The organism is Pseudomonas sp. PL-6, from assembly GCF_054110165.1.
The window spans coordinates 3,678,720-3,697,212 of the sequence record NZ_CM134189.1 but is presented as its reverse complement, the minus strand read 5'-3'; the positions used below and the strand labels follow the sequence as shown (position 1 = coordinate 3,697,212).

17 protein-coding genes are annotated in these 18,493 nt (G+C 65.1%); 15 read left to right on the top strand and 2 right to left on the bottom strand.

The window, feature by feature from the left end; genetic code table 11:
* Position 1: 1 nt before the first annotated feature.
* Both ACW9UL_RS15735 and map read right to left on the bottom strand, forming a co-directional pair.
* Positions 2-2,695, bottom strand: a complete 2,694-nt coding sequence (locus ACW9UL_RS15735) for a [protein-PII] uridylyltransferase (protein WP_021444629.1) — start codon at positions 2,693-2,695, stop codon at positions 2-4.
* Positions 2,696-2,774: 79 nt separating this feature from the next.
* A complete protein-coding gene (map, locus tag ACW9UL_RS15730; RefSeq protein ID WP_021444630.1) occupies positions 2,775-3,557 on the bottom strand; it encodes a type I methionyl aminopeptidase in 783 nt (260 codons plus the stop codon).
* Between the two features lie 281 nt (positions 3,558-3,838).
* Between map and rpsB the strand changes: the two genes are divergently transcribed.
* From rpsB to rnhB, 15 genes are all read left to right on the top strand, one after another.
* Positions 3,839-4,582, top strand: coding sequence for a 30S ribosomal protein S2 (rpsB, locus tag ACW9UL_RS15725; RefSeq protein WP_021444631.1), 744 nt, complete (start codon positions 3,839-3,841; stop codon positions 4,580-4,582).
* Positions 4,583-4,711: 129 nt separating this feature from the next.
* Complete coding sequence (gene tsf / locus ACW9UL_RS15720; protein ID WP_031303281.1) at positions 4,712-5,575, top strand: translation elongation factor Ts; 864 nt, start codon at positions 4,712-4,714, stop codon at positions 5,573-5,575.
* 186 nt (positions 5,576-5,761) lie between these two features.
* Complete coding sequence (gene pyrH / locus ACW9UL_RS15715) at positions 5,762-6,505, top strand: UMP kinase (RefSeq protein ID WP_457787591.1); 744 nt, start codon at positions 5,762-5,764, stop codon at positions 6,503-6,505.
* Positions 6,502-7,059, top strand: a complete 558-nt coding sequence (frr, locus tag ACW9UL_RS15710) for a ribosome recycling factor (RefSeq protein WP_021444634.1) — start codon at positions 6,502-6,504, stop codon at positions 7,057-7,059. The genes pyrH and frr overlap by 4 nt, the downstream gene beginning before the upstream one ends.
* Before the next feature lie 16 nt (positions 7,060-7,075).
* The gene (gene uppS, locus ACW9UL_RS15705; RefSeq protein WP_021444635.1) at positions 7,076-7,822 is read left to right on the top strand and encodes a polyprenyl diphosphate synthase; all 747 of its coding nucleotides are present in this window, start codon (positions 7,076-7,078) and stop codon (positions 7,820-7,822) included.
* Positions 7,822-8,637 carry a phosphatidate cytidylyltransferase gene (locus tag ACW9UL_RS15700; protein ID WP_457787590.1) on the top strand — a complete coding sequence of 272 codons (816 nt, stop codon included), beginning with the start codon at positions 7,822-7,824 and terminating at the stop codon, positions 8,635-8,637. Before uppS ends, ACW9UL_RS15700 begins: the two co-directional genes overlap by 1 nt.
* Positions 8,634-9,818 carry a 1-deoxy-D-xylulose-5-phosphate reductoisomerase gene (gene ispC, locus ACW9UL_RS15695; protein WP_457787589.1) on the top strand — a complete coding sequence of 395 codons (1,185 nt, stop codon included), beginning with the start codon at positions 8,634-8,636 and terminating at the stop codon, positions 9,816-9,818. Before ACW9UL_RS15700 ends, ispC begins: the two co-directional genes overlap by 4 nt.
* Before the next feature lie 161 nt (positions 9,819-9,979).
* Entirely contained in the window at positions 9,980-11,332 is a 1,353-nt protein-coding gene (gene rseP, locus ACW9UL_RS15690) for a sigma E protease regulator RseP (protein WP_457787588.1), read from the top strand.
* 89 nt (positions 11,333-11,421) lie between these two features.
* A complete protein-coding gene (bamA, locus tag ACW9UL_RS15685; RefSeq protein ID WP_457787587.1) occupies positions 11,422-13,797 on the top strand; it encodes an outer membrane protein assembly factor BamA in 2,376 nt (791 codons plus the stop codon).
* Positions 13,798-13,840: 43 nt separating this feature from the next.
* Entirely contained in the window at positions 13,841-14,344 is a 504-nt protein-coding gene (locus ACW9UL_RS15680; RefSeq protein ID WP_021444640.1) for an OmpH/Skp family outer membrane protein, read from the top strand.
* A 2-nt stretch (positions 14,345-14,346) separates the two neighbouring features.
* Entirely contained in the window at positions 14,347-15,405 is a 1,059-nt protein-coding gene (gene lpxD / locus ACW9UL_RS15675; protein WP_457787586.1) for a UDP-3-O-(3-hydroxymyristoyl)glucosamine N-acyltransferase, read from the top strand.
* Positions 15,406-15,451: 46 nt separating this feature from the next.
* Entirely contained in the window at positions 15,452-15,892 is a 441-nt protein-coding gene (gene fabZ / locus ACW9UL_RS15670) for a 3-hydroxyacyl-ACP dehydratase FabZ (RefSeq protein WP_021444642.1), read from the top strand.
* The gene (gene lpxA, locus ACW9UL_RS15665; RefSeq protein WP_021444643.1) at positions 15,889-16,665 is read left to right on the top strand and encodes an acyl-ACP--UDP-N-acetylglucosamine O-acyltransferase; all 777 of its coding nucleotides are present in this window, start codon (positions 15,889-15,891) and stop codon (positions 16,663-16,665) included. Before fabZ ends, lpxA begins: the two co-directional genes overlap by 4 nt.
* Positions 16,665-17,795, top strand: coding sequence for a lipid-A-disaccharide synthase (lpxB, locus tag ACW9UL_RS15660; protein ID WP_457787585.1), 1,131 nt, complete (start codon positions 16,665-16,667; stop codon positions 17,793-17,795). The genes lpxA and lpxB overlap by 1 nt, the downstream gene beginning before the upstream one ends.
* A complete protein-coding gene (rnhB, locus tag ACW9UL_RS15655) occupies positions 17,795-18,391 on the top strand; it encodes a ribonuclease HII (protein ID WP_457787584.1) in 597 nt (198 codons plus the stop codon). The genes lpxB and rnhB overlap by 1 nt, the downstream gene beginning before the upstream one ends.
* The last annotated feature ends 102 nt before the right edge of the window (positions 18,392-18,493 follow it).

Genomic DNA, 18,493 nt, shown 5'->3' with positions numbered 1-18,493 from the left:
ATCAGATGGAAAATTGCGTGGGCTGGACGCTGGGCTCGGACAGGCGGCGGACGATGGTTTCCTGCAGGCGTGCGCAGAGCTCGGGATCGGACAGCGGCTGGTTATTGGCGTCGGTGACGAAGAACACGTCCTCGACCCGTTCGCCGAGGGTGGCGATCTTGGCGTTCTGCAGCGACAGGTCGAACTCGAGGAAGATCCGGCCGATGCGCGCCAGCAGGCCGGGGCGATCCGGCGCGGTCAGCTCGAGCACGGTTACCGGGCGTTGCGCGTCGTTGTGGATGGTCACCTGCGGGGCGAAGGCGAAGTGCTTGAGCTGGCGCGGCACGCGGCGCTGGATGATGGTCGGGTAGTCGTCCGGGTTCTTCAGCGCCTCGATCAGGCCCTGGCGTATCTGCTGGATGCGTGCGGGATTGTCGCCGATCGAGCCGCCATCGGCGTCGAGCACCACGTAGGTGTCGAGGGTGAACTGGCTGGTCGAGGTGATGATCCGCGCATCGTGGATGTTCAGGTTGAGCTGGCTCATCGCCGCCACGGTCACGGCGAAGAAATCGTGCTGGTCCGGCGCGTAGATGAAGATCTGCGTGCCGCCCTCGAACTCGCGCTGGGTGGTTTCCTTGATCAGCACCAGCGGGCCGGCGTCGGCCGGGTGCTGGAGGATGGCCTCGGTGTGCCAGGCCACGTCGCTGGCGGTGTGGCGCAGGAAGTAGTCGTCGCCGAGCTGGCTCCACAGCTGCTCGGCGTCGTCCGGGTCGGTGCCGCCGCGCACCAGGGTGTCCAGCGCCGCGCTCTGCGTCTGGCGAATCTGTTCCTCGCGGTCCACCGGGTTCTCCAGGCCGCGGCGCAGGGCGCGCTTGGTCTCGGTGTAGAGCTGGCGCAGCAGGCTGGCGCGCCAGGAGTTCCACAGGCTGGGGTTGGTGGCGTTGATGTCGGCCACGGTCAGCACGTAGAGGTAGTCCAGGTGGGTCTGGTCGCCGACGAACTGGGCGAAGTCGTGGATCACCTGCGGGTCGGAGAGGTCCTTGCGCTGCGCGGTGGTGGACATCACCAGGTGGTGCTGCACCAGCCAGACGATCAGCGCGCTGTCCCAGGTCGGCAGGTTGTGGCGGCGGGCGAAGGCCTCGGCATCCACCGCGCCGAGTTCCGAGTGGTCGCCGCCGCGGCCCTTGCCGATGTCGTGGTAGAGGCCGGCGAGGTAGATCAGTTCGGGCTTGGGCAACTTGTCGATCAGCTTGCTGGCCAGCGGGAATTTCTCCGCCAGCTCCGGCCAGCGGAACTTGCGCAGGTGCTTGATCAGGTTGAGGGTGTGCGCATCGACCGTATAGATGTGGAACAGGTCGTGCTGCATCTGCCCGACTATGTGGCCGAACTCCGGCAGGTAGCGGCCGAGGATGCCGTAGCGGTTCATCCGCCGCAGGTTGCGGTGGATGCCCTCGCGGCACTTGAACAGTTCGATGAACAGGCTGGTGTTGCGGATGTCCTTGCGGAACTCGTCGTCGATCAGGTGGCGGCTGTCGCGCAGCAGGCGGATGCTGTCGGCGCGCACGCCCTTGATCTCGGGGTGCTGGGCCATCAGCACGAAGACTTCGAGGATGGCGAAGGGGGTGCGCTTGAAGACGTTCGGGTGGGTCACCTCGATATAGCCGTCGCGCACCTGGAAGCGGCTGTTCAGCGGGGTGGCCGGGCCGCTCTCGCCAGCGCGCAGGATGACTTCCTCGAAGTGCTGGTTGATCAGGTCCGACAGCTCGGAGATGCCCATCACCACGCGGTAGTACTTCTGCATGAAGTGCTCGATGCTGCGCTTGCCGTCGCCGTCCTGGTAGCCGAACAGCGCGGCGATGCGCCCCTGGTAATCGAACAGCAGGCGGTCTTCGGCGCGCCCAGCGAGCATGTGCAGGGCGTAGCGCACCTTCCACAGGAACTCCTGGCTGGAGGAGAGCAGGGCGTACTCGCTCTCCAGCAGAAAGCCCTGGCCGACCATGGCGTGCAGATTCAGCGTGTCGAACTGGCGGCGCGCCACCCAGAGCACGGTCTGGATGTCGCGCAGGCCGCCCGGCGAGCCCTTGACGTTGGGTTCGAGGTTGTACTCGGTGTCGTTGTACTTGGCGTGGCGCGCCTTGCGTTCCTCGCGCTTGGCCAGGAAGAAGTGCTTGCTCGGCCACATCCGCTCGCTGCTGGTCACCGCCTGCATGCGCTGGCGCAGGTGCTCGGGGCCGGCGATGGTGCGGCTTTCCATCAGGTTGGTGATCACCGTCAGATCGGCGCGCGCCTCCTCGGCGCACTCGTCGACCGAACGCACGCTCTGGCCGACTTCCAGGCCGATGTCCCAGAGCAGGGTGAGAAAGCCCTCGATCGGCTCGCGGAAGATCTCGTGATCGCTGCTGTCGAGCAGGATCAGCAGGTCGATGTCGGAATAGGGGTGCAGTTCGCCGCGGCCGTAGCCGCCGACGGCGAGCAGGGCGATGTCGGCGTCCTCGCTCCAGGCGAAGCGCTTCCAGGCTTCCTGCAGGATCTGGTCGACGAACCAGGCGCGGTCCTCGACCAGGCGGCGGATGTCGCGGCCGCCCTGGAAGCGGGCGTCGAGCACCTCGCGGGCATGGCGGATGGCCTTCTTGAACGCGGCGATGGGGCTGGACTTGAGCGCCAGCTCGGCCTGGAACTGACCGCGGTCAAACAGTTCGGGGTCCATCTGCGGCATGCAATTGCCTTCCTCTAAAGGTGCGTAGGGTGCGCCGGGCGCACCGTTGCGGTTTTTGGTGCGCACGGCGCACCCTGGCTCAGGCCGAGGTGCGCGGCAGGGTGTCGTCGCTGCGCAGGGTGAGGATCTCGTAGCCACCGGCGGTGACCAGCACGGTGTGTTCCCACTGCGCCGACAGCTTGCGGTCCTTGGTGATGGCGGTCCAGCCGTCGCCGAGCAGGCGGGTTTCCGGGCGGCCCTGGTTGATCATCGGCTCGATGGTGAAGGTCATGCCTTCCTTGAGCTCCATGCCGGTGCCGGCGCGGCCGTAGTGCAGCACCTGCGGCTCCTCGTGGAACACCGCGCCGATGCCGTGGCCGCAGTACTCGCGCACCACGGAAAAACCGTTCTTCTCCGCGTGCTTCTGGATCACCTCGCCGATATCGCCCAGGCGGGTGCCCGGCTTGACCAGTTCGATGCCTTTATACATGCATTCCTGGGTGACCTTGGCCAGGCGCTCGGCCCACTCGGCAACCTTGCCGACCATGAACATCTTGCTGGTGTCGCCGTGGTAGCCGTTCTTGATCACGGTGACGTCGATGTTCAGCACGTCGCCGTCTTTCAGCGGCTTGTCGTTGGGGATGCCGTGGCACACCACGTGGTTGATCGAAGTGCAGATCGACTTGGGGAAGCCCTTGTAGTTGAGCGGGGCGGGGATGGCCTGCTGCACATTGACTATGTAGTCGTGGCAGATGCGATCCAGCTCGTCGGTGGTGACCCCGGGCTTGACGTACTCGCCGATCATCTCCAGCACCTCGGCGGCCAGGCGGCCGGCCACGCGCATTTTCTCGATTTCGTCGGGGGATTTGATGGTGACGGTCATATGAAGCTCTCGGGCGCGAACGGAAAAGGGGAGTATCTTAGCAGCTAGGAGGCGCAAGCCCCAAAGGCCGCTGCAAGTGGGTGGCGGAGGGGCGCCTGGCGTCATTTGCTGCCTGAGGCTGGTAGCTTGCGGCTGCTTTCTGTGGTATAAAACGCGCCGCTTTACGGGCGGCATGCCCGAAAGCCTAAACCCACACACGTATCGACACGGTTTCCTGGGTGCCCGCAAGGGTTGGAAGCTGGGATACGTGGAGGCCTAACCCGACTTATCAAGGAACTATCATGTCCCAAGTCAATATGCGCGATATGCTGAAGGCCGGTGTGCACTTCGGCCACCAGACCCGTTACTGGAACCCGAAAATGGGCAAGTACATTTTCGGTGCGCGTAACAAGATTCACATCATCAACCTCGAAAAAACCCTGCCGATGTTCAACGACGCCCTGTCGTTCGTTGAGAAGCTGGCCGCTGGCAAGAACAAGATCCTGTTCGTCGGCACCAAGCGTTCCGCTGGCAAGATCGTTCGCGAAGAAGCCGCTCGTTGCGGTTCGCCCTTCGTCGATCATCGCTGGTTGGGCGGCATGCTGACCAACTACAAGACCATCCGTGCTTCGATCAAGCGCCTGCGCGAGCTGGAAACCCAGTCCCAGGACGGCACCTTCGCCAAGCTGACCAAGAAAGAAGCCCTGATGCGCACCCGCGATCTGGAGAAACTGGATCGCAGCCTGGGCGGTATCAAGGACATGGGCGGCCTGCCGGACGCGCTGTTCGTGATCGACGTCGACCACGAGCGCATCGCCATCACCGAAGCCAACAAGCTGGGCATCCCGGTCATCGGCATCGTCGATACCAACAGCAGCCCGGAAGGCGTTGACTACATCATCCCGGGTAACGACGACGCCATCCGCGCCATCCAGCTGTACATGGGTGCCATGGCCGACGCCGTGATCCGTGGTCGCAGCAACGCTGGCGGCGGCACCGACGAGTTCGTCGAAGAAGCCCCGGCTGCCGAAGCCGCCGAAGGCTAAGCGGTAACGCCAAGCAGTTAGCGTTATGCGCTGTGCAAGAAGGGGGCTAGGCCCCCTTTTTGCCACTCACAGATTTGATCGCCCACTCATCGGGCGAATGGTTGAAGACCTACCGAGAGGATTTTCAAGATGGCAGAAGTTACTGCAGCCCTGGTTAAAGAACTGCGCGAGCGTACCGGCCAAGGCATGATGGAATGCAAAAAGGCCCTGGTTGCCGCCGGTGGCGACATCGAGAAGGCGATTGACGACATGCGCGCTTCTGGTGCCATCAAGGCTGCCAAGAAGGCCGGCAACATCGCCGCCGAAGGCTCCATCGCCGTGCGCGTCGAAGGCGGCCGTGGCCTGATCATCGAAGTCAACTCGCAGACCGACTTCCTGGCTCTGCAGGACGACTTCAAGGCTTTCGTCAAGGAAAGCATCGACGAAGCCTTCGAGAAGAACCTGACCGAAGCCGCTCCGCTGATCGCTTCCCGCGAGTCCGCTCGTGAGGCCCTGGTGGCCAAGTGCGGCGAGAACGTCAACATCCGTCGTCTGACCGCCGTTTCCGGCGAAACCGTCGGTGCCTACCTGCACGGTCACCGCATCGGCGTGCTGGTCGTCCTCAAGGGCGGCAACGACGAGCTGGCCAAGCACGTCGCCATGCACGTCGCGGCGAGCAACCCGGCCGTGGTCACCCCGGACCAGGTGTCCGACGAGCTGGTGGCCAAGGAAAAGGAAATCTTCCTGCAGCTGAACGCCGAGAAGATCGCCGGCAAGCCGGAAAACATCGTCGAGAACATGGTCAAAGGCCGTATCGCCAAGTTCCTCGCCGAGGCCAGCCTGGTCGAGCAAGCCTTCATCATGGATCCGGAAGTCAAGGTCGGTGACCTGGTGAAGAAGGCCGGTGCCGAAGTCGTTTCCTTCGTACGTTACGAAGTGGGCGAAGGCATCGAGAAGGCCGAGACCGACTTCGCTGCCGAAGTCGCTGCCCAGGTTGCTGCCAGCAAGCAGTAATCGGCGGTTCGACCAGTTGCCCCAGAGAGGCTGCCCGCTTGCGCGTGCAGCCTCTTTGCCGAATGGGGGGTGACAAATGCAACAGCGGCCGTTTCAACCAACGGTCGTCGGCGCTGTCGAAGTGCCGGATAATTGCGATGCTCAGGCATCGCCACAGCATTCATATCGCCGCAGGAGAGACTTGCAATGGCTCAGCAGACGAGTGGTCGCCAACCTCGCTACAAACGCATTCTGCTCAAACTCAGCGGCGAGGCCCTGATGGGCTCGGAAGATTTCGGCATCGACCCCAAGGTGCTCGACCGCATGGCCCTGGAAGTGGGGCAGCTGGTGGGGATCGGCGTGCAGGTCGGCCTGGTGATCGGCGGCGGCAACCTGTTCCGCGGCGCCGCCCTGTCGGCCGCCGGCATGGATCGGGTCACCGGCGACCACATGGGCATGCTGGCCACGGTGATGAACGCCCTGGCCATGCGCGACGCCCTGGAGCGCTCGAACATCCCCGCCATCGTCATGTCGGCGATCTCCATGGTCGGCGTCACCGATCATTACGATCGGCGCAAGGCCATGCGCCACCTGAAGACCGGCGAGGTGGTGATCTTCGCCGCCGGCACCGGCAACCCCTTCTTCACCACCGATTCCGCCGCCTGTCTGCGCGCCATCGAGATCGATGCCGACGTGGTACTGAAAGCGACCAAGGTCGATGGCGTGTACACTGCCGACCCGTTCAAGGACCCGCATGCCGAGAAGTTCGAGCGTCTGACCTATGACGAGGTGTTCGATCGCAAGCTGGGCGTGATGGACCTGACCGCCATCTGTCTGTGCCGCGACCACAAGATGCCGCTGCGGGTCTTCAACATGAACAAGCCGGGCGCCCTGCTCAACGTAGTGGTCGGCGGCGCCGAAGGAACCCTGATCGAGGAGGATGCACAATGATCAACGACATCAAGAAAGACGCCCAGGAACGCATGGGTAAGTCCCTGGAGGCGCTGGATCGCAATCTGGCCTCCATCCGTACCGGCCGTGCTCACCCGAGCATCCTGGACAGCATCAAGGTACCGGCCTGGGGCAGCGACATGCCGCTGAACCAGGTGGCCGCGATCACCGTCGAGGACGCCCGTACCCTGAAGATCGTCGCGCACGACAAGAGCCTCGGCGCCGCCATCGAGAAGGCCATCCTGACTTCCGACCTGGGCCTGAACCCGAGCAGCGCCGGCACCACCATCCGCGTGCCGATGCCCGCGCTGACCGAGGAGACCCGCAAGGGTTACACCAAGCAGGCCCGCGGCGTCGCCGAAGACGCCAAGGTCGCCGTGCGCAATGTGCGCCGCGACGCCCTGGCCGAGCTGAAGAAGCTGGCCAAGGCCAAGGAAATCAGCGAAGACGAAGAGCGTCGTGCCGCTGACGAGTTGCAGAAGCTCACCGACAAGTTCGTCGGCGACGTGGACAAGGCCCTGGAGGCCAAGGAAGCCGACTTGATGGCCGTCTGACGGTCAGGACACCCACATGGACAAGAGCAAGCTGGGCGCGGTGCCGCGGCACGTCGCCATCATCATGGATGGCAACAACCGTTGGGCCAAGAAGCGCCTGTTGCCGGGAGTGGCCGGGCACAAGGCCGGGGTCGACGCGGTGCGCGCGGTGATCGAGGTGTGTGCCGAGGCCGGGGTCGAGGTGCTGACCCTGTTCGCCTTCTCCAGCGAGAACTGGCAGCGCCCGGCCGAGGAGGTCGGCGCGCTGATGGAGCTGTTCCTCGGTGCGCTGCGCCGCGAGGCGAAGAAGCTGCTGGACAACGACATCGGCCTGCGCATCATCGGTGATCGTTCGCGCTTTCATCCCGAGCTGCAGGCCGCCATGCGCGAGGCCGAGGCGCTGACCGCCGGCAACCGCCGCTTCACCCTGCAGATCGCCGCCAACTACGGCGGCCAGTGGGACATCGCCCAGGCTGCCCAGCGCCTGGCGCGCGAGGTACAGGCCGGTCACCTGCAGCCGGAAGACATCACCCCCGGGCTGCTCCAGACCTGCCTGGCCACCGGCGACCTGCCGCTGCCGGACCTGTGCATCCGCACCGGCGGCGAGCACCGCATCAGCAACTTCCTGCTCTGGCAGTTGGCTTACAGCGAACTGTACTTCTCCGACCTGTACTGGCCGGATTTCAAGCACGAGGCCATGCGCAAGGCGCTGGCCGATTTCGCTACCCGCCAGCGTCGCTTCGGCAAGACCAGCGAGCAGGTGGAAGCCGAGGCGCGTTCTTAATGTTGAAACAGCGAATCATCACCGCGTTGGTGCTGCTGCCCATCGCCCTGGGCGGGTTTTTCCTGCTCGACGGGGCGGCATTCGCGCTGTTTATCGGTGCGGTGGTCGTGCTCGGCGGCTGGGAGTGGGCGCGTCTGGCCGGGTTCGCCGCGCAGCCTTTGCGCATCGCCTATGCCGCACTGGTCGCGGCGCTGCTTTACGGCCTGTACCTGACGCCGGCGCTGGCGCCCTGGCTGCTGGCCGCGGCCCTGCTCTGGTGGGTGCTGGCCACCCTGCTGGTGCTGGGCTACCCCGCCAGCAGCCGTTACTGGGGCGGTTTGCCCGGCAAGCTGCTGATCGGCTTGCTGATTCTGCTACCCGCCTGGCAGGGCCTGGTGCTGCTCAAGCAGTGGCCGCAGGCCAATGGCCTGATCATCGCGGTGATGGTGCTGGTGTGGGGCGCGGATATCGGCGCCTATTTCGCCGGCAAGACCTTCGGCAAGCGCAAGCTGGCGCCCAGCGTCAGCCCCGGCAAGAGCTGGGAAGGGCTGTACGGCGGCCTCGCCGCCAGCCTGCTGATCACCCTGGCGGTAGGCCTGCAACAGGGCTGGAGCGCTGGCGGCCTGCTGCTGGCGCTGGCCGGTGCGGCGCTGGTGGTGCTGCTCTCGGTGGTCGGCGACCTGACCGAGAGCATGTTCAAGCGTCAGTCCGGGATCAAGGACAGCAGCAACCTGTTGCCGGGTCACGGCGGCGTGCTGGATCGCATCGACAGTCTGACCGCAGCCATTCCGCTGTTCGCCGCGCTGCTCTGGCTGGCGGGTTGGGGTTCGCTGTGAGTGCGCCGCAGCGGATCACCGTGCTGGGCGCGACCGGCTCCATCGGTCTCAGCACCCTGGACGTGATCGCCCGCCATCCCGAGCGTTACCAAGTCTTCGCCCTGAGCGGCTTTTCCCGCCTGGCCGAGCTGCAGGCCCTGTGCCTGCAACATCGCCCGGATTATGCGGTGGTGCCCGATACTAGCGCGGCGCACGAGCTGCAGAGCGGCCTGCGCGGCGCCGGCCTGGCGACCGCGGTGCTGGTGGGCGAGGAGGGCTTGTGTGCCGTGGCCGCCGCTGCCGAGGTCGATTGCGTGATGGCCGCCATCGTCGGCGCCGCCGGGCTCAAGCCGACCCTGGCCGCGGTGCGCGCGGGCAAGAAGGTGCTGCTGGCCAACAAGGAGGCGTTGGTGATGTCCGGCGCCCTGTTTATGCAGGCGGTGCGCGAGAGTGGCGCCACCCTGCTGCCCATCGACAGCGAACACAACGCCATCTTCCAGTGCCTGCCCGGCGACTATGCACGCGGCCTGCAGCCGGTCGGCGTGCGGCGCATCCTGCTCACCGCCTCCGGCGGGCCGTTTCGCGAAACGCCGCTGGCCGAGCTGGAGCGGGTCACCCCGGAACAGGCCTGCGCCCATCCCAACTGGTCGATGGGGCGCAAGATCTCGGTCGACTCGGCGAGCATGATGAACAAGGGCCTGGAGCTGATCGAGGCCTGCTGGCTGTTCGATGCGGGGCCCGAGCAGGTCGAGGTGGTGATCCACCGGCAGAGCGTGATCCATTCACTGGTCGATTACGTCGACGGCTCGGTGCTGGCCCAGCTGGGCAACCCCGACATGCGCACGCCGATCGCCCATGCCTTGGCCTGGCCCGAGCGGATCGACTCGGGAGTGGCGCCGCTGGATCTGTTCGCCGTCGGTCGCCTGGATTTCGAGCGCCCCGATGCGCAGCGGTTCCCCTGCCTGCGCTTGGCCCGCGAGGCGGCGCAGGCCGGCGGCAGCGCGCCGGCCATGCTCAATGCGCTCAACGAAGTGGCGGTCGAGGCGTTCCTGCAGCGACGCATTCGCTTCAGCGATATCGCGCGTATGATTGAAGCGGTTTTGAACGCGCAGTCAGTGCAGGCGGTCGAAGCGCTCGATGCGGTGTTCGAGGTCGATCAGCGCGCGCGCGCGCTGGCGGCCGAGTGGCTCGCCCGTCGTTGATAGAGCCTGTTCAAGGCCTGCGAGCTAGAGGCATGCAAGGCAGAAACAGGCGAAGAAGCGGAGTTTACGAGTTGTAAATGAGCATTCTGAGCCTGTTTTTAACGCAGCAGGCCCGACGCGCAGCTGGCTTTGAGCAGGCTCTTAAGAGCCGGAGAGAATAGATGAGTGGGTTATATATGTTGGTCGGCACCCTGATCGCCCTGGGTGTGCTGGTGACTTTCCACGAGTACGGGCACTTCTGGGTGGCGCGGCGTTGCGGGGTCAAGGTGCTGCGCTTCTCCGTGGGCTTCGGTACGCCATTGCTGCGCTGGCACGACCGCCAAGGCACCGAGTTCGTCATCGCCGCCATCCCCCTGGGCGGCTACGTCAAGATGCTCGACGAGCGCGAGGGCGACGTGCCGCCGGCGCTGCTCGAGCAATCCTTCAATCGCAAGAGCGTGCGCCAGCGCATCGCCATAGTCGCGGCCGGCCCGTTGGCCAACTTCCTCCTGGCGCTGCTGTTCTTCTGGTTCGTCGCCATGCTCGGCAGCCAGCAGGTGCGTCCGGTGATCGGCGCGGTGCAGGAGGGCAGCTTGGCGGCGGCGGCCGGTCTGCAGGCCGGCCAGGAAATCGTCGCGGTCAACGGCGAGCCCACCAGTGGCTGGGCGGCGGTCAATCTGCAGCTGGTGCGCCGTCTGGGTGAAAGCGGCAGTCTCGACCTGCGCGTGCTCGAGCCCGGTTCCACCGCCGAGTCGCCCAAGCAGCTGCAGCTGGACAACTGGCTGCGCGGTGTCGACGAGCCGGACCCGATCGGCTCGCTGGGCATTCGCCCCTGGCGCCCGGCGCTGGAGCCGGTGCTCGCCGAGCTCGATCCCAAGGGGCCGGCGCAGGCGGCCGGGTTGCAGCCTGGCGACCGTCTGCTGGCGCTCGACGAGCAGCCCTTGGCCGATTGGCAGCAACTGGTCGACCGCGTGCGCGCCCTGCCGGGCGAGACGGTCAGGCTGCGCATCGAGCGTGCCGGGCAGGCGCTGGATGTCGAGCTGACCCTGGCCGCGCGCGGCGAGGGCGAGGCGCGCAGCGGTTATCTGGGCGCCGGTGTGGCGGGCGTCGAATGGCCGCCGGAGATGCTCCGCGAAGTGCGTTACGGGCCGCTCGAGGGAGTGGTCGAAGGGCTGCGGCAGACCTGGGCGATGAGCCTGTTGACCCTCGATTCGCTGAAGAAAATGCTGTTCGGGGAGCTCTCGGTAAAAAACTTGAGCGGGCCGATAACCATTGCTAAAGTGGCGGGCGCTTCGGCTGAGTCAGGGCTCGGGGATTTCCTGAAATTCCTTGCATATCTGAGCATTAGCCTGGGGGTTCTCAATCTGCTGCCCATCCCTGTGCTGGACGGTGGGCATCTGCTGTTTTACCTGGTCGAGTGGGTGCGTGGTCGTCCCTTGTCCGAGCGGGTTCAGGGGTGGGGGATGCAGATCGGCATCAGTCTGGTCATCGGCGTGATGCTGCTGGCCTTGGTCAACGACCTGAGCCGTCTGTAAGCATCGTTGAAATACGCTCTCGGTACTTGCAAAAAAGTGTCGCCTTGGGTGACAGATTTTTATCGTCAGTTGGAATAAGAAAGGACTTCATGAAACGTCTGCTGCTACCTGCGGTACTGTCCGCATTGATGATCGCCGAAGTTCACGCCGAGTCCTTCACCATCTCCGATATTCGCGTCAATGGCCTGCAGCGGGTTTCCGCCGGCAGCGTGTTCGGCGCACTGCCGCTGAACGTTGGCGAACAGGTCGATGACCGCCAGCTGGTCGACGCCACCCGCTCCCTGTTCAAGACCGGTTTCTTCCAGGACATCCAGCTCGGTCGCGATGGCGACGTGCTGGTCATCACCGTGGTCGAGCGCCCCTCCATCTCCGGCATCGAGATTGAGGGCAACAAGGCCATCACCACCGAAGACCTGCTCAAGGGCCTGAACCAGTCGGGTCTGGCCGAGGGCGAAATCTTTCAGCGCGCCACCCTCGAAGGCGTGCGCAACGAGCTGCAGCGCCAGTACGTGGCCCAGGGCCGCTACTCGGCCGAGATCGAAGCCGAAGTGATTCCCCAGCCGCGCAACCGCGTGGCGCTGAAGATCACCATCAACGAAGGCACGGTCGCCGCCATCCAGCACATCAACGTGGTCGGCAACACCGTGTTCTCCGATGAGGACCTGGTCGACCTGTTCGAACTGAAGACCACCAACTGGCTGTCGTTCTTCAAGAACGACGACAAGTACGCCCGCGAGAAGCTGTCCGGCGACCTCGAACGCCTGCGCTCCTACTACCTGGACCGCGGCTACATCAACATGGACATCAGCTCTACCCAGGTGTCCATCACCCCGGACAAGAAGCACGTCTACATCACCGTCAACGTCGACGAGGGCGAGAAGTACAGCGTGCGCGAAGTGAAGCTGTCCGGCGACCTCAAGGTGCCGGAAGAGGACGTGCGCGCGCTGCTGCTGGTCAAGGAAGGGCAGGTCTTCTCGCGCAAGGTGATGACCACCACCAGCGAGCTGATCACCCGCCGCCTGGGCAACGAGGGCTACACCTTCGCCAACGTCAACGGCGTGCCGGAAGCGTACGACGAGGACAACACCGTCTCGATCACCTTCTTCGTCGACCCGGGCAAGCGCGCCTACGTCAACCGCATCAACTTCCGCGGCAACACCAAGTCCGAGGACGAGGTGCTGCGCCGTGAAATGCGCCAGATGGAGGGCGGCTGGGCCTCGACCTACCTGATCGACCAGTCCAAGACCCGTCTCGAGCGCCTGGGCTTCTTCAAGGAAGTCAACGTCGAGACCCCGCAGGTGCCGGGTACCGACGACCAGATCGACGTCAACTACAGCGTCGAGGAGCAGCCGTCCGGTTCCATCACCGCCAGCGTCGGCTTCGCCCAGAACGCCGGTCTGATCCTCGGTGGCTCGATCAGCCAGAACAACTTCCTCGGTACCGGCAACAAGGTCAGCGTCGGCCTGACCCGCAGCGAATACCAGACCCGCTACAGCTTCGGCTTCGTCGACCCCTACTGGACGGTGGACGGCGTCAGCCTGGGCTACAACGCCTTCTACCGCACCACCGACTACGACGAACTCGACGTCGACGTCTCCAGCTACTCGGTCGACAGCATGGGTGCCGGCCTCAGCATCGGCTACCCGATCAGCGAGACCTCGCGCCTGACCTACGGCCTGACCGTGCAGCAGGACAGCATCGACACCGGTCTCTACACCGTCGACGAGATCTTCGACTTCATCGAGCAGGAAGGCGATCGTTATCTGAACTTCAAGGGTTCCATCGGCTGGTCCGAATCGACCCTGAACCGCGGCGTGCTGGCCAACCGTGGCCATTCGCAGAGCCTGGTGCTGGAAACCACCCTGCCGGGCAGCGACCTGTCGTTCTACAAGCTCGACTACCGCGGCCAGATCTTTACCCCGCTGTCCGACAACTACACCATGCGCTTCCATACCCAACTGGGCTATGGCGACAGCTACGGCTCTACGTCTGAGTTGCCGTTCTACGAGCACTACTACGCCGGCGGCTTCAACTCGGTGCGCGGCTTCGAGGACAGCAGCCTGGGCCCGCGTAGTACGCCGAGTCGAGGCGAAGGTAACCCGGGTGGGCGCCCCGGCACCCTGGAAGATCCGGACAAAGATCCGCTGCCGTTCGGCGGCAACGTGCTGGTGCAGGGCGGCGTCGAACTGCTGTTCCCCATGCCCTTCGTCAAGGATCAGCGCTCGCTGCGCACCGCGCTGTTCTGGGACGTGGGCAACGTCTTCGACACCAACTGCACGTCCAGCCAGAAGCGCATCAGCGACACCTGCGATATCGACTTCGGCAATATGGCCAGCTCTGTGGGCGTCGGCCTGACCTGGATCACCGCGCTGGGCCCCCTGAGCTTCAGCCTGGCCATGCCGGTGATGAAGCCCGATGATGCCGATACCCAGGTGTTCCAGTTCTCCCTGGGCCAGACCTTCTAAACCTATTCACCGAAAGCCAACAGTTTTGTTGCAGGAGTGCATTGTGCGTAAGTTGACTCAACTGGTTCTGTTCACCGCCGCCCTGATCGCCACTCCGGCGTTCGCCGAGATGAAGGTGGCCGTGCTGAACTATCAGATGGCCCTGCTCGAGTCCGACGCGGCCAAGCGCTACGCGGTCGATGCCGAGAAGAAGTTCGGTCCGCAGCTGAACAAGCTCAAGACCCTGGAAAGCGACGCCAAGCGCATCCAGGACCGCATGGTCAAGGAAGGCGAGAAGATGCAGCAGGCCGAGCGCGAGCGTCTCGAGCTCGAATTCAAGCAGAAGGCCCGCGACTTCCAGTTCCAGTCCAAGGAGCTGAACGAAGCCAAGGCCATCGCCGACCGCGAGATGCTGGCCAAGCTCAAGCCGAACCTGGACAAGGCGGTGGAAGAGGTGATCAAGAAGGGTAACTTCGACCTGGTGCTCGAGCGTGGCGCGGTGATCGATGTCAAACCCCAGTTCGACATCACCCGCCAGGTTATCGAGCGCATGAACCAGCTGCGCTGATCATGACGGCAGTAGTCTTTACTCTCGGCCAGCTGGCCGAGCGCCTCGGCGCCACCCTGCGCGGCGCCGAAGGCAAGCTCATCGCGGGCCTGGCCACCTTGCAGGAGGCCGGGCCCGAGCAGTTGAGCTTCCTGGCCAATGCCCAGTACCGCAAGTACCTGGCGCAGACCCGCGCCGGCGCGCTGCTGCTCACCGCCGCCGATGCCGAGGGCTACGCCGGTGACGCGCTGATCGTCGCCAACCCCTATCTGGCCTATGCCCAGCTCTCGCACCTGTTCGACCGCAAGCCGCAGGCCGCGGCCGGCGTACATGCGACTGCCTTGGTGGCGGCGGATGCCCAGGTCGATCCGACTGCCAGCGTCGGTGCCTATGCGGTGATCGAGGCCGGCGCGCAGATTGGCGCCGGTGTCAGCATCGGCGCGCACTGCGTCGTCGGCGCCCGTTCGGTGATCGGCGAGGGCGGCTGGCTGGCGCCGCGGGTGACCCTGTACCACGACGTGCGCATCGGCAAGCGCGTGGTGATCCAGTCCGGCGCTGTGATCGGTGGCGAGGGCTTCGGTTTCGCCAACGAGAAGGGCGTGTGGCAGAAGATCGCGCAGATCGGCGGGGTGAGCATCGGCGACGACGTCGAGATCGGCGCCAACACCACGGTCGACCGCGGCGCGCTGTCCGACACCCTGATCGGCAGCGGGGTCAAGCTGGATAACCAGATCATGATCGCGCACAACGTGCAGATCGGCGACAACACCGCCATGGCCGGCTGCGTGGGGATTTCCGGCAGCACCAAGATCGGCCGCAACTGCATGATCGCCGGCGGCGTCGGCATGGTTGGCCATATCGAGGTGTGCGACAACGTGTTCGTCACCGGCATGACCATGGTCACCCGTTCCATTACCGAGCCGGGCGCCTATTCTTCAGGCACCGCGATGCAGCCGGCGGCGGAATGGAAGAAGAGCGCGGCGCGCATTCGTCAGCTGGACGACATGGCCAAGCGCCTGCGCGAGCTGGAAAAACAGCTGGCTGCCGTGACCCCGAGCGCGAACGCCTCATCTGATGCCTGAGCCGGCCAGGCCGCGCTCCTCTTTTTTCTTACAGGCTTATCCGGACATGATGGACATCAACGAAATTCGTGAATACTTGCCGCACCGCTATCCCTTCCTTCTGGTGGATCGTGTGGTGGACCTGGACGTCGAGGGCAAGTGCATTCGCGCCTATAAGAATGTCAGCATCAACGAGCCGTTCTTCAACGGTCACTTCCCCGAACACCCGATCATGCCGGGCGTGCTGATCATCGAGGCGATGGCCCAGGCCGCCGGTATCCTCGGCTTCAAGATGATGGGCGTGAAGCCGGCCGATGGCACCCTCTACTATTTCGTCGGCTCGGACAAACTGCGTTTCCGCTCGCCGGTGCTGCCGGGCGACCAGCTGGTGCTGGAAGCCAAGTACCTGAGCGATCGCCGCAGCATCTGGAAGTTCGAGTGCCGCGCCAGCGTCGATGGCAAGGAAGTCTGCTCGGCCGAAATCATCTGTGCGGAACGCAAACTATGAGTTTGATTGACCCTCGCGCCATTATCGATCCGTCGGCGAAGCTGGCGGATGGCGTTCAGGTCGGCCCCTGGTCGATCATTGGACCCGATGTGGAAATCGGCGAGGGTTCGGTGATCGGCCCCCATGTGATCCTCAAGGGGCCGACCGTGATCGGCAAGCACAATCGCATCTACCAGTTTTCCTCGGTAGGCGAGGACACCCCCGATCTGAAGTACAAGGGCGAGCCGACCCGCCTGGTGATCGGCGACCACAACGTCATTCGTGAGGGCGTCACCATTCACCGCGGCACCGTGCAGGATCGCGGCGAGACCACCCTGGGCGATCACAACCTGATCATGGCTTACGCCCATATTGGCCACGACAGCGTGATCGGCAACCACTGCATCCTGGTCAACAACACCGCGCTGGCCGGGCATGTCTGGGTCGACGACTGGGCGATCCTCTCCGGTTACACCCTGGTGCATCAGTTCTGCCGCATTGGCGCGCACAGCTTCTCCGGCATGGGCACCGCCATCGGCAAGGATGTGCCGGCCTACGTCACCGTGTTCGGCAACCCGGCCGAGGCGCGCAGCATGAACTTCGAGGGCATGCGCCGCCGCGGCTTCTCCAGTGATGCCATCGCCGCTCTGCGCAAGGCCTACAAACTGGTCTATCGCCAGGGTATGACCGTCGAGCAGGCACTGGTCGAGTTGGCCGAGCTGTCTGCGCAGTTCCCGGAAGTCGCGGTATTTCGCGACTCCATCCAGGCGTCCACCCGCGGCATCACCCGCTGATGAGCAGGCCGTTGCGTATTGCGCTGGTCGCCGGCGAGGCGTCTGGTGACATCCTCGGCGCCGGGCTGATGCAGGCGCTCAAGGCCAGGCACCCGGATGCCGAGTTCATCGGCGTCGGCGGCGCGCGCATGGAGGCCGAGGGGCTGCAATCCTCCTTCCCCATGGAACGCCTGGCGGTGATGGGTCTGGTCGAGGTGCTCGGCCGCCTGTTCGAGCTGCTCGGCCGCCGTCGTCAGCTGGCGCGCGAGCTGATCGCCGCCAAGCCGGATGTGTTCATCGGCATCGATGCGCCGGATTTCAACCTGGGCCTGGAGCTCAAGCTGCGCCGCGCCGGGATCAAGACCGTGCACTACGTCAGCCCCTCGGTCTGGGCCTGGCGACAGAAACGCGTGCTGAAAATTCGCGACGCCTGCGACCTGATGCTGACGCTGTTCCCCTTCGAGGCGCAGTTCTACGACGCCCATCAGGTGCCGGTGCGCTTCGTCGGTCACCCGCTGGCCGACGCCATCCCGCCGCAGGCCGACCGTGCCGCGGCGCGCGAGGCGCTGGACCTGCCGCAGGACGAGCCGGTGGTGGCGTTGATGCCGGGCAGCCGCGGCGGGGAAGTTGCGCGTCTCGGCGGGCTATTCCTCGATGCGGCGATTCGCCTGCGCGCGCTGCGCCCCGGCATCCGCTTCCTGCTGCCCTGCGCCACGCCGGAACGCCGTGCGCAACTGGAGCAGATGCTGGCCAGCCGCGACCTGCCGCTGACCCTGCTCGACGGCCGCTCGCACGAGGCCCTGGCCGCCTGCGACGCGGTGCTGATCGCCTCCGGCACCGCGACCCTGGAAGCGCTGCTGTACAAGCGGCCGATGGTGGTGGCCTATCGCGTGGCGCCGCTGACCTACCGCATTCTCAAGCGCCTGGTGAAGAGTCCGTACATTTCCCTGCCCAACCTGCTGGCCGAGCGCCTGCTGGTGCCGGAGCTGATCCAGGACGCGGCCAGCGCCGATGCCCTGGCGCAATCGCTGGCGCCGCTGATCGACGGCGGCGAGGTGCAGACCGAGGGTTTCGACGTGATCCACCGCGCCCTGCGCCGCGACGCCTCGGCGCAGGCGGCCGAGGCCGTGCTCAAGCTGGTCGGTCGCTGATGCAGCTGGGATTGGACTTCGCTCTGGTCGAGGGCCTGGTGGCCGGGGTCGACGAGGTCGGCCGCGGTCCGCTGTGCGGCGCGGTGGTCACCGCCGCGGTGATCCTCGATCCGGCGCGGCCGATCCAGGGCCTCAACGACTCCAAGAAGCTGTCCGAGGCGCGCCGCGACAAGCTGTTCGACGAGATTCGCGAGAAGGCCCTGGCCTGGTGCATTGCCCGCGCCGAGGTGGAGGAGATCGACCGCCTGAATATCCTCCACGCCACCATGCTGGCCATGCAGCGCGCGGTCGCCGGGCTCGGCGTGACGCCGAAGCTGGCGCTGATCGACGGCAACCGCTGCCCCAAGCTGGCGGTGCCTAGCGCGCCGGTGGTCGGCGGCGACGCCAAGGTGCCGGCCATCGCCGCCGCGTCCATTCTGGCCAAGGTCAGCCGCGACCGCGAGATGGCCGAGCTGGATCTGCTCTATCCCGGTTACGGCATCGCCGGGCACAAGGGCTATCCGACGCCCACCCACCTCGAAGCGCTGCGCCGCCTCGGACCGACGCCGATCCATCGGCGCTCCTTCGCCCCGGTACGCGAGCTGCTGGAGCGCTGAGGTCGCGCCTTGTCGCCTGACCGACTGCATTGGTCGCCTCAGCGCAAGCCATGAAAACCGCGATCCCCCAAAGTGCCGCCCCTTTGCGCAGGCTAGACTCTG